Annotated in this window: 14 protein-coding genes; 3 read left to right on the plus strand and 11 right to left on the minus strand. The window is 57.7% G+C overall.

The features are described from left to right. Positions 1–2: 2 nt before the first annotated feature. Both I6L40_RS12495 and cobB read left to right on the plus strand, forming a co-directional pair. Positions 3–647, plus strand: coding sequence for a GNAT family N-acetyltransferase (locus I6L40_RS12495; protein WP_071910055.1), 645 nt, complete (start codon positions 3–5; stop codon positions 645–647). Between the two features lie 60 nt (positions 648–707). Continuing rightward, the gene (gene cobB / locus I6L40_RS12500) at positions 708–1,481 is read left to right on the plus strand and encodes a Sir2 family NAD+-dependent deacetylase (protein WP_043851104.1); all 774 of its coding nucleotides are present in this window, start codon (positions 708–710) and stop codon (positions 1,479–1,481) included. A 46-nt stretch (positions 1,482–1,527) separates the two neighbouring features. Here cobB and I6L40_RS12505 read toward each other — a convergent pair whose 3' ends face one another. The 7 genes from I6L40_RS12505 to I6L40_RS12535 form a co-directional block, all read right to left on the minus strand. Then, the gene (locus tag I6L40_RS12505; protein WP_216994330.1) at positions 1,528–2,547 is read right to left on the minus strand and encodes a substrate-binding domain-containing protein; all 1,020 of its coding nucleotides are present in this window, start codon (positions 2,545–2,547) and stop codon (positions 1,528–1,530) included. After that, on the minus strand, positions 2,547–3,479 hold the full coding sequence (gene rbsK, locus I6L40_RS12510; RefSeq protein WP_216994331.1) for a ribokinase: 933 nt from the start codon (positions 3,477–3,479) through the stop codon (positions 2,547–2,549). The genes I6L40_RS12505 and rbsK overlap by 1 nt, the downstream gene beginning before the upstream one ends. 108 nt (positions 3,480–3,587) lie before the next feature. Next, on the minus strand, positions 3,588–4,463 hold the full coding sequence (gene rbsB, locus I6L40_RS12515) for a ribose ABC transporter substrate-binding protein RbsB (RefSeq protein ID WP_041207819.1): 876 nt from the start codon (positions 4,461–4,463) through the stop codon (positions 3,588–3,590). A gap of 35 nt (positions 4,464–4,498) precedes the next feature. Next, positions 4,499–5,467 (minus strand): ribose ABC transporter permease, encoded by a 969-nt coding sequence (gene rbsC / locus I6L40_RS12520; RefSeq protein ID WP_041207818.1) that lies wholly within the window; start codon positions 5,465–5,467, stop codon positions 4,499–4,501. Further along, a complete protein-coding gene (rbsA, locus tag I6L40_RS12525) occupies positions 5,464–6,993 on the minus strand; it encodes a ribose ABC transporter ATP-binding protein RbsA (RefSeq protein ID WP_071910062.1) in 1,530 nt (509 codons plus the stop codon). Before rbsA ends, rbsC begins: the two co-directional genes overlap by 4 nt. A gap of 35 nt (positions 6,994–7,028) precedes the next feature. Further along, complete coding sequence (rbsD, locus tag I6L40_RS12530; protein ID WP_216994332.1) at positions 7,029–7,448, minus strand: D-ribose pyranase; 420 nt, start codon at positions 7,446–7,448, stop codon at positions 7,029–7,031. Positions 7,449–7,656: 208 nt separating this feature from the next. Further along, positions 7,657–8,274 (minus strand): glutathione S-transferase family protein, encoded by a 618-nt coding sequence (locus I6L40_RS12535; RefSeq protein WP_216994333.1) that lies wholly within the window; start codon positions 8,272–8,274, stop codon positions 7,657–7,659. A gap of 498 nt (positions 8,275–8,772) precedes the next feature. Here I6L40_RS12535 and I6L40_RS12540 point away from each other — a divergent pair, with 498 nt between their 5' ends. Next, positions 8,773–10,266, plus strand: coding sequence for a caspase family protein (locus tag I6L40_RS12540; RefSeq protein ID WP_216994334.1), 1,494 nt, complete (start codon positions 8,773–8,775; stop codon positions 10,264–10,266). A 164-nt stretch (positions 10,267–10,430) separates the two neighbouring features. On the opposite strand, the gene I6L40_RS12545 is transcribed toward I6L40_RS12540, so the two are convergent. The 4 genes from I6L40_RS12545 to potA form a co-directional block, all read right to left on the minus strand. Then, positions 10,431–11,498 (minus strand): extracellular solute-binding protein, encoded by a 1,068-nt coding sequence (locus I6L40_RS12545; RefSeq protein WP_216994335.1) that lies wholly within the window; start codon positions 11,496–11,498, stop codon positions 10,431–10,433. A gap of 81 nt (positions 11,499–11,579) precedes the next feature. Next, positions 11,580–12,350: a spermidine/putrescine ABC transporter permease PotC gene (gene potC, locus I6L40_RS12550; RefSeq protein WP_005336644.1), complete on the minus strand. Its 771-nt coding sequence runs from the start codon at positions 12,348–12,350 to the stop codon at positions 11,580–11,582. After that, a complete protein-coding gene (gene potB, locus I6L40_RS12555) occupies positions 12,347–13,234 on the minus strand; it encodes a spermidine/putrescine ABC transporter permease PotB (RefSeq protein ID WP_104014835.1) in 888 nt (295 codons plus the stop codon). The genes potC and potB overlap by 4 nt, the downstream gene beginning before the upstream one ends. Further along, on the minus strand, positions 13,221–14,324 hold the full coding sequence (potA, locus tag I6L40_RS12560; protein ID WP_203976176.1) for a spermidine/putrescine ABC transporter ATP-binding protein PotA: 1,104 nt from the start codon (positions 14,322–14,324) through the stop codon (positions 13,221–13,223). The genes potB and potA overlap by 14 nt, the downstream gene beginning before the upstream one ends. Positions 14,325–14,442: the final 118 nt, after the last annotated feature.

A 14,442-nucleotide genomic window follows, 5' to 3' on the forward strand; every position in this document is an offset into this window, starting at 1 on the left:
CTATGCCCCGCTATCTCTGCTGGCCCATGCAGCGGGAGCGTCTGGCCAAAGGGCTGGAGGGGTGGCCTTATCCGGTGGCCCGCTCGGCACTGCCGATTGAGATGAATCTCTCCGGGGAAGCCTGTCTGCTGCGCGAGCAGCTCGGGGTCGAGCCGGCGCAGATGCTGGCCGCCTATGAGGATCTCAGCGCCCAGAGCATTTATCTGCGCTTTATGCGGGCCAAGAGAACCCCCTCGCCAGAGCTGGTATCACACTTTCTCGACTACAACCCGGAGCAGCAGATTGCCCTGTTGCTGACGGATATGGCGGGACGTCCGCTGGCACAGGCCCAATCCATTCGTCGCCGCCTTCATCCTGATCGGGCTGAGTTTTCCTGTATCGTGGCGGATCACTTTCAGCATCGTGGTGCGGGACGGCGGATCTTGCTGGCATTGGCGCTGCTGGCCAGAGCCGGGGGGATTGCCGAGTGGACGGCCGAAGTGCTGGCCCAGAACCGCCCCATGTTGCTGATGCTCAAGCGGTTGGGGCTGCCGCTGACTCTGGTGACTGGTCGCGAGATGGTTTTTGCGCGCCTCGATTTGAGCGTGCTGGACGAGTGGCTGCCTGCAGAGGTTGTCCACGGCATTACTAAGACCAAGGGCGAATAGAGCCACTTTTTACCCTGTGCTAAGGTCACACCTAATGCGCAGGGAGAGACGGAGCATGTTATGGGGCAGACAATCAAAAATATCGTGATCCTCACCGGAGCGGGGATCTCTGCCGAGTCGGGGATCAAGACCTTCCGCGCCTGCGACGGTTTGTGGGAGGAGCACCGCGTCGAGGATGTGGCAACGCCGGAAGGGTATGCCAGAGATCCGGAACTGGTGCAGCGCTTTTACAACTCCCGCCGCAAACAGCTCCAGCAACCTCAGGTACATCCCAATCCCGCCCACTATGCGCTAGCTCGCCTCGAGCGTCTTTTTCCCGGCACCGTGACTCTGGTGACCCAGAATATCGACAACCTGCACGAGAGTGCAGGGAGCAAGAACCTTATCCACATGCATGGCGAACTGCTCAAGGCCCGCTGTCCCGAGTCCGGTCAGGTGATCGAGTGGCGTGGCGAGCTTCATCAGGAGGAACTCTGCTCCTGCTGCCAGTTTCCCCAGCCGCTGCGCCCCCACGTGGTCTGGTTTGGCGAGATGCCGATCGGGCTTGATCGCATCTACAGTGCGCTGGCCCAGTGTGATCTCTTTATCTCCATCGGCACTTCGGGGGCTGTCTATCCGGCTGCCGGTTTTGTGCACGAGGCGGGGTTGAATGGTGCTCACACCATAGAGCTCAATCTCGAGCCGAGCGAGGTGGGCAGCCAGTTCGATGAAAAACGCTACGGGCCCGCCTCCCTGCTGGTGCCGGCCTACGTGGATGAGTTGCTTGAAGTGTGTGGCATCCATCAGCCCAAGCAGATCGAGGGGCACAATTGGATGGAGATGCGCGACCGCTAGAGGCGGCGGCAAAGAGAAAGGCAACTATGAGTCGCCTTTTTTGTTGTTATCTACTTTTGCGCCGACGGCCGGGGGCGCAGGATTGTCTGATCACCAGGTCGGGGTCAACCGTGATCAGGTGGTCAGCCACCGCTTCGCCGTTTATGCGGGCCAGCAGGCGGGTGACGGCGAGGCGTCCCAGCTCCTCTTTGGGCTGGTTGACGGTAGTGAGCGGCGGCGACATAAATTCGGCCAGCGCCACATTGTCGTAGCCGACGATGGAGAGATCGCGCGGGATCACCAGCCCCGCTTGATGGGCGGCGCTGATGGCCCCCATCGCCATCATGTCGTTACAGACAAAGAGGGCGGTGGGCCGCTCGGGCAATGCCAGCAGACGGGTCATCGCCTGATGGCCACTGGCGCAGTCAAAGTCCCCCTCCTGAATCCAGTCAGGATTGACAGTGAGTCCTGCCTCCTGCAGCGCCTGCTCAAAGCCAGCCTGGCGCTGGTTGGCGGGGGCGCGGCTGTGGGGGCCGGTGATGCAACCGATGGCGGTGTGGCCCAGCTCAATCAGATGGCGGGTCGCCAGATAACCGCCGTGGAAGGAGTTGTCGGCGATCAGATCCACATCTTCGCTGACCAGACCCCAATCCATCACCACCACCGGCAGGCTCTTGAGCCAGTCGAGCTGGTTGAACACCTCTTGCTGTCCTTCGCTACACATGATCAGCAGGCCATCGACCCGCTTGCGCAGCATCATCTTGAGGTAGGAGAGGGCGGTTTCCGCCTGACCTTCGGTGTTGCCCAGCATCAGGTTGTAGCCCTGCTCGAAGCAGTAACGCTCCACCCCGCGCACCACCTCGGCAAAGAAGGGGTTGCTGGAGGTGGTGACCAGCATGCCGATACTGTTGGTCTCCTTCACCTTGAGGCTGCGGGCCACCAGACTCGGGGCATAGTTGAGCTCGCGCATGGCGGCGAAGACCCGCTCGCGGGTCTCCTCGGCCACAAAGCGGGTCTCGTTGATGACGTGGGAGACGGTGGTGGTGGACACCCCCGCCAGCGCCGCCACCTCCTTGATATTGGCCATCAGTGCCCCTGCGCAGTCTGCTCAAGCAGGAAGGTGTCGACCTCCTGCTTGCTCGGGATGGAGCTCTGGGCGCCGAACCGGGTGACGGAGAGTGCCGCCGCCCCGTGGGCAAAGCGCACCGCGCTGTGGAAATCGGCACCGGCCAGTTCCGCCGCCAGCAGGGCACCGTTGAAGGTATCGCCCGCGGCAGTGGTATCCACCGCCTTGACCCGAAAGCCCGGGATCAGCTGTTGCTGCTGTGCGTTGCTGCAATAGACCCCCTGCGACCCCAGGGTGATCATCACGTCTGCAATGCCCATCTGGTGGAAACGCGCAGCCGCCTCGCGGGCGCTCGCTTCGTCGGTGACTTTTACGCCGGTCAAAAGCTCGGCCTCGGTCTGGTTGGGGGTGATAAGGTCGACCAGTGCCAATAGCTCAGCGGAGAGCGGGCGGGCGGGGGCGGGGTTGAGCACCACCCGGGTACCGTGGGCGCGGGCCAGGCGTGCAGCTTCATGGACGCTCTCCAGCGGCACTTCCAGCTGCAACAGCAGGGTGTGGGCGGCGGCGATCATCGCTTCGTGGTTTTTCACCACGGCAGGGGTGATGGCACCGTTCGCTTCGGCAGAGATACCTATGCTGTTCTCTCCCTCATCGCTCACATAGATGATGGCGATACCTGTCGGGAGCTTGGGATCGAGCTCGACGGCGCTCACGTCAATACCGTCTTTGGCAAAACCGCTCTTCATCTGGTGGCCAATGGCGTCATCACCGATGCGGGCGATAAAGGAGACTGGGGCGCCAAGGCGGGCGGCAGCAACCGCCTGATTGGCCCCCTTGCCACCCGGTACCACCTGATAGCTGTGACCGGTCAGGGTTTCACCTGGGCGAGGAAAGTGGGGAACGCGCAGCACGTGGTCTGCATTGACACTGCCCAGAACGACGAGACGATTCATGTTGACTACTCCTGATGCATCTTGGCTTGAACACAGTGATTGAGTGAGCCCAAGCCGGGAGGCACCTGAACGAGAGGGAAAAGGGGAGGCGAACCTCCCCTCGATCACTTACTTGCTGACCACTTGCAGCGGTACCGGAATGGATTTCTCGACCGGCTGGCCTTTCAGTACCTTGTCGGCAGTCTCGACGCCGATGGCACCGATCAGGGCCGGTTGCTGGGCCACGGTGGCGGCCAGTTTACCCTTGGCCACGGCGGCTTTGCCATCGTCAGTGCCGTCGAAGCCGACGATCATCACCTCTTTGCCGGCAGCCTGCACCGCGCGGATGGCACCCAGCGCCATCTCGTCGTTCTGGGCGAACACGGCCTGTACGGTCGGATGGGCCGCCAGCAGGTTTTCCATGACGTTCAGACCCTTGGTGCGGTCAAAGTCGGCCGGCTGGGAAGCCAGCACCTGCAGCTTGTTGGCTGCCACGGCCAGGGCAAAACCTTCGCCACGGTCACGGGCGGCGGAGGTACCTGCAATCCCTTCCAGCTGAATGACCTTAGCACCGGTACCCAGTTTTTCGGTGATGAAGTCACCGGCCAGCTTGCCGCCCGCCACGTTGTCGGAGGCGATATGGGCCTTGACCTCACCCTGCGCGGCGCCGCGGTCCAGAGTCAGTACCGGGATGTTGGCGCGGTTGGCCAGACGGATGGCGTTGCCCACCGCTTCGGAGTCGGTGGGGTTGATCAGGATGGCGTTGACCTTGCGCACGGTGAGATCTTCCATGTTGGAGAGCTCTTTGGCCGGGTCATTCTGGGAGTCCAGCACCACCAGCTCGTAGCCAAGCTCCTTGGCCTTGGCTTCGGCACCTTCCTTCATGGTGACGAAGAAGGGGTTGTTGAGGGTGGAGACCACCATCGCCAGGGTATGGTCAGCAGCCTGGGCGGTGCCCAGCACGGACATGATGGCGGCAGCGAGCAGGGTATTGAGCTTTTTCATCATTTCATTCCTTGTGTGTGGCGTGTTTTACGTTGTTATCGGGTACTTTTGTTGTCGACCATCACGGCAAGCAAGATCACGCTGGCCTTGGCGATCATCTGGTAATAGGAGCTGACATCAAGCAGGTTGAGGGCGTTGTTCAGGAAGCCGATGATCAGCGCACCAATCAGGGTGCCCATGATGCGGCCCTTGCCGCCCATCAGGCTGGTACCACCCAGCACCACGGCGGCGATGGCGTCCAGCTCGTAACCCATGCCGGCGGTCGGCTGGGCAGAGGAGAGACGGGAGGTGACGATAAGCCCTGCCAGTGCCGAGAGCGCGCCGCACAGACCATACACCGCCAGCTTCACCCGATCCACATTGATGCCAGAGAGACGGGTGGCCGATTCGTTGCCGCCCAAGGCGTAGATGTAGCGACCGAGGCGGGTGTGATTGAGCATGAACCAGGCCAGCAGAAAGACGATGGCCATCAGCCAGATGGGCACCGGCAGACCGAGCAGATAGCCGGTACCGAGCCAGGCAAAGTGATCGGCGCCGTCACTGAAACCGGTGGAGATGGGGCGACCCTCGGTATAGACCATGGTGATGCCGCGCAGAGCGGTCATGGTGACCAGGGTGGCGATAAATGCCTGCACCTTGCCCTTGGCAATGATGAGGCCGCTGACGCCGCCAAGCAGGGCGCCGGCACCCAGGGTGAGGGGCACCACCAGCCAGATGGGCAGCTCCATCGCTACCATAGTCGCCGCCAGCGCACCGCACAGGGCCAGCACAGAGCCAACCGACAGATCGATGCCGGCGGTGAGGATAACCAGCGTCATGCCGACCGCCATGATGGCGTTGACCGAGGTCTGGCGCAGGATGTTGAGCAGGTTGTCGACGCTGAAGAAGTTGGGATTGAGCGCGGAGACGACACCAATCAGCACCAGCAGGGCGACCAGGGATTTGTTCTCGATCCACCAGGCCTTGTTCATGATGCCGCGGCGGGGAAGGGTTTGGGTTGTCATTGTGCTGCCTCTTGCTCTGCTTGCCACTGTTTACCGACTGCCGCCGCCATCAGCTTCTCCTGATTGGCATCGCGGGTGTTGAACTCTGCGCTGATGCGCCCTTCGTGCATCACCATGATGCGATCGCTCATGCCGAGCACTTCCGGCATCTCGGAGGAGACCAGAATGATGCTCATCCCCTCCTTCTTGAACTGGTTGATCAGCTGATAAATTTCCTTTTTCGCCCCCACGTCGACGCCGCGGGTCGGCTCGTCGAGGATCAGCACCTTGGGCCGGGTCAACAGCCCCTTGGCGATGGCCACCTTCTGCTGGTTGCCGCCGGAGAGCAGCTTTATCAGCTGATCCTGACTCGGGGTCTTGATGTTGAAGAGGCGCACATAGTCGCTCACCGCCTGCCGTTCGGCCTTGCCGTCGATCTTGCCGTTGCTGATGAACTCGTCGAGGGCGCACAGACTCATGTTTTCGCGCACCGACAGCTCCAGCACCAGTCCATCACCTTTGCGATCTTCGGAGATATAGGCGATACCGGCGGCCAGACCATCGGCCGGACTGGTTGGCACCAGCGCGTGGCCATCCACCGTAATGTCACCGGCGCTGACGGGGCTGGCGCCGTAGATCAGCTTCATCAGCTCGGTACGACCGGAGCCCATCAGGCCGCTGAAGCCCAGAATTTCCCCCTGACGCAGGGAGAAGCTCACCCCGCGCACGCCAGGGCCGGCCAGCTCTTTCACCTGCAGGCTGACGGGGCCGAGCTCGCGTTCAAGGCGCGGATACTGCTCTTCCAGCCGACGGCCTACCATCATCTCGATGATCCTGTCTTCATCCAGATCGCTCACCGCCTTCTCGCCAATCCACTTGCCATCGCGCAGCACGGTGACCCGATCGCAGATCTCGAAGATCTCCTTGAGGCGGTGGGAGATATAGACGATGCCGCAACCCTGCTCACGCAGCTCGCGGATAACCGCAAACAGCTGCTCTGTCTCGGTATCGGTCAACGCATCGGTGGGTTCGTCCATGATGATGACGCTGGCATCGAACGACAGCGCCTTGGCAATCTCCACCATCTGCTGTTCGCCGATGGAGAGATCCCCGAGTCGGGTATCCGGCCCGTGTTTGACACCAAGTCGCGCCAGCAGGCCGCTCGCCCGCTCGCGCAGCTGTTTGTGGTCAATGCTGCCAAAACGGGTGCGCGGTTCGCGACCGAGGAAGATGTTGGCGGCAATAGACAACTCCGGCAGCAGGTTCAGCTCCTGATGGATGATGCTGATCCCCTGATCCTGAGAGTCGCGCGGCCCCTTGAAGTGAACCGGTTGACCGCGATAGCTGACGCTGCCCGCATCGGCCTGATAGATGCCGGTCAGCACCTTCATCAGGGTGGATTTGCCGGCGCCATTTTCACCTAGCAGGGCCATCACCTGGCCCGGATAGACCCGCAGGCCCGCTTCGTCGAGGGCGCGCACACCGGGGAAGGTCTTGACGATCCCGGTCAGCTCCAGAATGGGGGAGAGGGGGGAGGTTGTGCTCATTTGCAGCTTCCTTGAAGAGGCCTTCTTTGAAGGATTCAGAACGCCACACCGGCGCAGAGGATCAGGTTGGCGTAGGGAGTCACCTCGCCGCTGCGCACGATTGCCTTGCTCTGACGGGAGCGGGTTTTGAACTCCTCGTGCAGGCAGTATTCGATGGCGATGGGCTTGCCCTGGGCGGTGGCGTGGGCCTCAAGCTGATCGACCAGCGCCTGATGGGCGGCGGGGCTGATCTGCTTGATCTCGGTCGCCATGATCACCTTCTCCACCACCAGATCGGTGAGCAGGGCGGTCAGCACGGTTTCGAGGCTGGGGGTGCCCGCCATCAACGCCAGATCGATCCGCTCCGGCCCTGCCGCAATGGGCAGCCCCGCATCGCAGACGGTGATCTCGTCGGTGTGACCCATCTGTGCCACCAGAGCACTCAGGGGAGCATTGAGCAGTACGCCTCGTTTCATACAGCACCTCATCAGGCTTTCGCCTTCGCAGTTTCTTATCAGGCAACCGGTTACGCAACCGGTTGCGTTATGGCGCAAAGATAGGCTTTTTAGGATGGAAGGGCCACGGCAAAACCACGGAAATGTGAAAACGATCTCAAAGGCGGGGGGAGGAGAGAGAAAGAAGGGTGCCAGCAGAGCCTCGGCACCCTTTCTATTGATTTTTTACTTAGTTGGAGAGGGCTTTGTTGACCGCCGGACGGGTCAGCATTCGGCGATAATGATCGGCCACTTTGGGGAATTCACTGATCTCGACCCCATCGCTTTTCAGCCAGCCAGCGACCACGAACAGATAGATGTCCGCCACGCTGAACTGCTCGCCGAGTACCCAGGGGCCGGCGAGATAGTGCTGTTCAATCTGGGCAAAGCCGTCGCGCATATTGCTGGCGACTTTCTGCTGCATGGCGGCAATGGCCTGCTCGTCATCGGCCCAGCGGCTGCCACGGCGACCGTGGGCGTGGGAGACATGCACGGTGGAGGCGAGGAAGCTGTTGATCTCCTGCATGCGGGCCAGCAGGAACGGGTTGTCCAGCGGTGCCAGTTTGGCATCAGGGAAGCGCTGCGCCACATAGAGCAGCAGGGCCGGGGTCTCGGTCAGGGTGCCCTGCTCGGTAATAAGAGCCGGCACCCGCCCTTTGGGGTTGATGGCGAGGTATTCGGGCGAACGCTGCTCACCGGCAGCCAGATTGAGCTGGCGGGCAGTAAACGGGGCGCTGGTTTCCAGCAGTGCGATTTGGACCGCCACGGCGCAGGAGCCGGGGGCGAAGAAGAGGGTCAGATCGGACATGAATACTCCTGATTGGCTCAGGCCACCCGCGATATCGGCGAAAGATTGCTTCGCGGAGCATCACGGGCAGTCATGAAAAAAGAGAGGGGGCAACGCTTGCCCCCGCAGCCAATCTACACCCCTAAGGGGTAATGAAAAAGCGCAGAATTAATCGGCGTTGGCCACTTTGTTGTCAGCATAACCCTTCGAGCATTGGCCAACTGGGGGGCATGTGGATCTTGGTGGCGCTTATGCAGAGAGAAAGCAGTTGTTACTGAAAGGTCTGGTGCAGAATCGCCCCATCTTTTTTGAATTACGCTAGCCAATAAGACATTTTTTAATCTCAAGCACCACTATTTTGTAGATCTTCATCAAGAAGTAAAAAAAATCAGCACGATAAATAACTTTATACTCAACAAGATGATTCTCATTTGATATCTTATCAAAGTTAGGGCTATCAAGGCATGCTAGCTCATACATGGAACGTGGTGCTAATCATTATAAAATTAGGGAGGCATTTTGAATTTAGCGATAATAATTGGGGTATCTAAATATAAATATGATACCTATAGCGATCTACCTGCTTGTAAAAATGATGCAGAATTATTCAAGAGTGTATTGTCTGATGTGAAAGCATTTGATGATATTCTTTATCTCAATGATAACCAAGAGTACCATCTGATAAATAAGGCCATAACTAGTTTTGTTAATGGTCATAAGGACAAGAATGTAAACGAGTTGGTTTTTTATTTTTCAGGTCATGGCGAAAGGATTGACAACGAGTTTTATTATCTTTGCTCTGATTTTATCCAGACAAAAAAGGGTACAACAGGAATAAGTAACACCTATCTTGATGGGATTATTAGGAATCTATCCCCTAAGTTATACGTAAAATTTGTTGATGCATGCTACAGTGGCACTCAGTATATAAAAAGTGAATCGAACTATGAACGGGATTTCAAAAATTCTGCAGCAAGTAATCACCTAAATAATATATATTTTTTCTTTTCGTCACGAGGAGATACCGAGTCTACAGCAGGGCCTGAACTTAGCTATTTTTCGGAAAGTATCTTTACTTGTATTTTAGAACGCGAACATGAGCTTAAGTATCATGAGCTAATGGCATATGTCGCAGATGATCTTGAACGAAGAGGGGCGCCGACACCTATATTCATTTCTCAGGCAACATTGCTAGAAGATTTTGGTGAAATAAAAGAATCAACACACAATTTGATAAACCAATATATGGGATTGCAAAAGAATGCTGATGATTCAGTAATCGAAAAATCGAATTCAGCATCGACATTGCTATCTTTGATCCAAACCAAATCTAGCGATCTTTGTTGTACGAAAGAAGAGGCTCTTGCCAATTTGGATAGTTTCAATAAGAGTCTCTTAGAAGAGCACTGGCCATCTGATATTACCGATATATTTGAAGTTAATGCACAAAATCTCTCAAAGTTTGAATTGCCCAATGGAAAGTTGTTAGGCGAATGGCTAGATAAAAATAGTAAGCTAGGGTTGTTTGCTAAACCATCATATACCCAAGTTAAATACGAAATACAGGAGTACAAAAAACTACCAAAGAAACCATCGCGTTATCAAAATGCCTTAACTAGTTTATTGGCTGGCTTTGAGAGTGATGACCAGTACAAACTTGAAAATGTTATGGTGACAAAAGATGTAATTGATGGCGTTGAATATTCTAATAACGATGAATATGATAAAAATATAATAAGCATTTCTTTTAAACCAAAATTTGAATCAATACCTTACTTTAATCTCACTACAGTACTGATGTATTCAAAGAGTAAACTGTCGATTCATTTTTCCTATGAAGTTTTACATGCAACTCATTGGGATGTAATTCCACCTCCCCAATGCAATAATTGGAAGAACATACTTACCCCCCTAAAATCTGCAACTGGCATCAAGGATGCAGCTAATAATATTATTCATGAAACCAGCTCTTGGATAATTGAGCGAGTAGGGGTTCATATAGAGGATTTGTAGTAAAAGCAAAAGAGTGATTTCCTATCTCTAGCATGTACTTTAAGTTGAAGAGTATTTTCGTGATCGAAGGGAGATAGTATTTAGGTGTAAAAGACGCGAGAAAAGCAAAAGGGGGCAATTGCCCCCTTATCCATTAACCCCATCAAGGCCGATTAACCGCCGATTTAACCGGCCTTGGCCACCATGGCTTTCAGCTGCAGGAAGTACTGCTCGTAGAGGCGGGAGGCGTCCCCTACATCGGACTGGAACTCTCCTTTGCGCTTGATCTCGTCGCTCGGGAAGACCATGGGGTTGTTGCGAAATGCCGGGGTGAGCAGGGGAATGGCATCCTTGACCGGAGTGGGGTAGCCAATAGCCTCGGCCACCTTGGCGGCCACATCGGGGCGCATCAGGAAGTTAATCAGGGCGTGGGCCTCTTTCACATGCTTGGCTTTGGCCGGAATGGCGAGGTTGTCCATCCAGAGCACGGCGCCTTCTTCGGGGTAGGTCATCTGGATGGAGGGGTATTCGCGCTGGGCGCCGTAGGCCGAGCCGTTCCACAGCATACCGATATTGACCTCACCGGCGATAAAGGGGTCGGCCGGGTTGTCGGAGTTGAACGCCTTGACGTTGGGCATCAGCTTTTTCAGGTATTCGAACGCTTCGGCAATTTGCGCCTTGTCCTGGGTGTTGGGGCTATAGCCAAGCTGCACCAGCGCGATATGGAACACCTCGCGGGCATCGTCCATCAGCAGCAGGCTCTCTTTCCACTCCGGTGCCCAGAGCTGCTTCCAGCTGGTGACCGGTTGCTCGATGATGTCGGTGTTGATGCCGATCCCTGTAGCGCCCCAGATATAGGGGATGGAGTAGCGGTTGTCCGGGTCGTACTCGTGGTTGAGCAGGGTGGGGTCGAGGTGCTTGAAGTTGGGCAGCTGGGCGCGATCCAGCGGTTGCAGCATCCCCTCTTTGGCCATTTTCGAGATGAAATAGGTGCTGGGCACCACCACGTCATAGCCGTCGCCATGGGTTTTCAGCTTGGCGTAGAGGGTCTCGTTGGATTCGTAGGTGGAGTAGATCACCTTGATGCCGGTCTCTTCTTGGAACTGCTCCAGCAGGCCATCCGGCACATATTCCGACCAGTTGTAGAAGTAGACCACCTTGTCGTCGGCCGCGTGAGCATTCAGGCTCAGTAGCGGGGTGGTGAGGGTGAGGGCGGCTGCCAGCAGGGCGCCGGCCTTGTGTTGGATTGTCATCAACAACTCCTTGGGGTTATGGGGCCTTGCGGCCCACCGTGACAGAGTTCGCCAAAGATGGCGGGGACGAAACGGGCAGGGTCAACCCTGCCGTTTGCGCAGTAACAGTTGCGCTAGCAACACCATCCCGAGGGAGGCGACCAGCATCAGGGTGGCCAGGGCGTTGACCTCGGGGGAGACGCCCACCTTGACCATGGAGTAGATCTTGAGCGGCAGGATCTCGTAGGCCGGGCCGGTAACAAAGGAGCTCACCACCACGTCGTCCAGCGACAGGGTAAAGGAGAGCAGCCAGCCCGCCATCACCGCCGGCAGCGCCAGCGGCAGTATGATGCGGCGCAGGATGATCCACTCGCCAGCCCCCAGATCCCGCGCGGCTTCCAGCATCCGCACATCAAAACCGCACAGCCGCGAGTAGACGGTGATCACCACGAACGGCAGGCAGAAGGTGATGTGGGCGATCAGCAGCGACCAGAAGCCCAGGGCAATGCCGGTCACCACAAACAGGGTCAGGAGCGAAATGGCCATCACGATATCGGGGGACATCATCACCACGAACAGCATACCGCTGACGTACTGCTTGCCGCGAAAGCGGTAGCGAAACAGCGCCACGGCGGTGAGGGTGCCGATCAGGGTGGCAGCGGTGGCGGTGAGGGCGGCGATGGTCAGGGAGTGCTGGGCTGCCTGCATCAGGCTGGCGCTGGCAAACAGCTTCTCATACCAGCCCAGGGTAAAGCCGCGCCAGTCGATGCCATATTTCGACAGGTTGAAAGAGTTGGCGATCAGCACCCCGATGGGCACATAGAGATAGCCAAACACCAGCAGCAGGAACAGAGCTTTCAGTGCGCGCATCATGCCAGCTCCCCCTTCTTGCTAAGCAGCTTGCCTGCCCGCCAGTAGCAGTAGACCAAGAGCGCCATCAGCACCGTCAGCATCACGCTGATGGCTGCGCCGAAGGGCCAGTCACGGCTGTTGAGGAACTGGGTCTTGATCAGGTTGCCGATGAGCAGGTGCTTGGCTCCCCCCAGCAGATCGGAGACGTAGAACATCCCCATGGCGGGCAGGAACACCAGCAGACAACCGGCGATGATGCCGGGCAGAGTGAGGGGCAAGATGATCCGCACCAGCCGCTGCCAGCCGTTGGCGCCGAGATCCCGCGCTGCCTCCAGCAAACGGCCATCCAGCTTCTCGATGCTGGAGTAGAGCGGCAGCACCATAAAGGGGAGCAACACATAGACCAGCCCGATGATGACGGCCACCTCGGTATACATCATCTGCAGCGGTCGCTCGATAAGCCCCAGATCCAGCAGCCAGCCGTTGATCAGCCCCCGGGTGCCGAGCAGCACTTTTAGCGCATAGGTGCGGATCAGGGAGTTGGTCCAGAACGGCACCACCACCAGAAACAGCAGCAGCGGGCGGATACGAGCTGGCAGATGGGCCAGCAGCCAGGCAAAGGGGTAACCCACCAGCAAGCAGATGCTTGTAGCGAGCAGCGCCAGCCAGAGGGAGTGGAGCAGCACCTCGAAATAGAGCGGGTCCAGCAGGCGGCCATAGTTGCTCAGGGTAAAGAGCGGCGCGATAAGCTCGGACTCGTCACGGGTCAGGAAGCTAACGCCGATGATCATCAGGTTGGGCAGGAAGACGAACAGCGTCAGCCAGCCCAGGATCAGCGCGATGGCCGTGTTGCGAAAGCCGTTGTGGGCAAAGCTGCGCGATACCCGCAGATTAGTGAGGCTCATAGGGCAGCACCACCTCCCAGCTGTCGACCCAGTGGATCGCCACCTCCTGACCCAGACGGTAGTCAAAATCAGGGTCATCCTCATCGAAGAACTCGGAGATAAGCAGCTGTTTGCCACTTTCGAGTTCGATCACCGAATCCAGCGTCGCCCCCTTGTAGTTGCGCTCGCGGATGTTGCCCCGCAGCGCGCCGCTCTGATCGTCATCCTGATCGAGAATGCGCAGATCTTCCGGGCGCAGCAGCACCAGCACCTTGTCGTCTGGCTGGAACGGCAGTGTGGTATGGAGCAGGCATTCGCGCCCCTCCACCTCTGCCTGCCAGATACCGGGCTCGCGCTGGCTGATCAGCTTACCATCCATCACGTTGATCTCGCCGATAAAGCGGGCCACGAACAGATTGGCTGGCGATTCGTAGATATCGCGCGGGGTGCCGCGCTGAATGATCTTGCCGCCTTCCATCACCAGGATGCGATCAGACATGGTGAGTGCCTCTTCCTGATCATGGGTGACAAAGACAAAGGTGATGCCAAGGCGACGCTGCAGCGCTTTGAGCTCGCTCTGCATCTGTTTGCGCAGCTTGTAGTCGAGCGCCGAGAGGGATTCATCGAGCAGCAGCAGGCGGGGCTTGTTGACCACGGCGCGGGCGATGGCGACCCGTTGCTGCTGGCCGCCGGAGAGCTGATCCGGGCGGCGGTTGGCCAGCTCGGTGAGCTGCACCATGGCGAGGGTCTCCTCGACTCGCTGGCGGATCTCGCTGGCCGGTACCTTCTGCATCTCGAGGCCAAAGGCGACGTTTTCAAACACCGTCATATGGGGGAAGAGCGCATAGCTCTGGAATACGGTGTTGATGTGCCTGTGTTCGGCGGGGATATGGGTGATCTCGTCACCGGCCAGATGGATGGTGCCACCGTCGACCGATTCAAGCCCGGCCAAGAGGCGCAGCAAGGTCGTCTTGCCGCAGCCGGAGGGGCCCAGCAGGGTGAGAAACTCACCGTCATAGATCTCAAGGTCAAGGTCGCTCAATATCGCCTTGCCGTCATAAAGTTTGCTGATCTTGTTCAGCGCGACAATTACCTGTGGATTGTTCATCATCCGCCAGTCTCACCCCAGCCAGTGGCCATCATGTTGAAAGAGGGCCGCATTCTATGCAGCCAATCCATGAAATTAAAGGCTTTTTGGCCGCAAGTGGTCAGGAAAAACGACTACGAAT

Origin of the sequence: Aeromonas sp. FDAARGOS 1410 (genome assembly GCF_019048745.1) — a bacterium.
Taxonomy (GTDB): Bacteria; Pseudomonadota; Gammaproteobacteria; order Enterobacterales; family Aeromonadaceae; genus Aeromonas; species Aeromonas jandaei.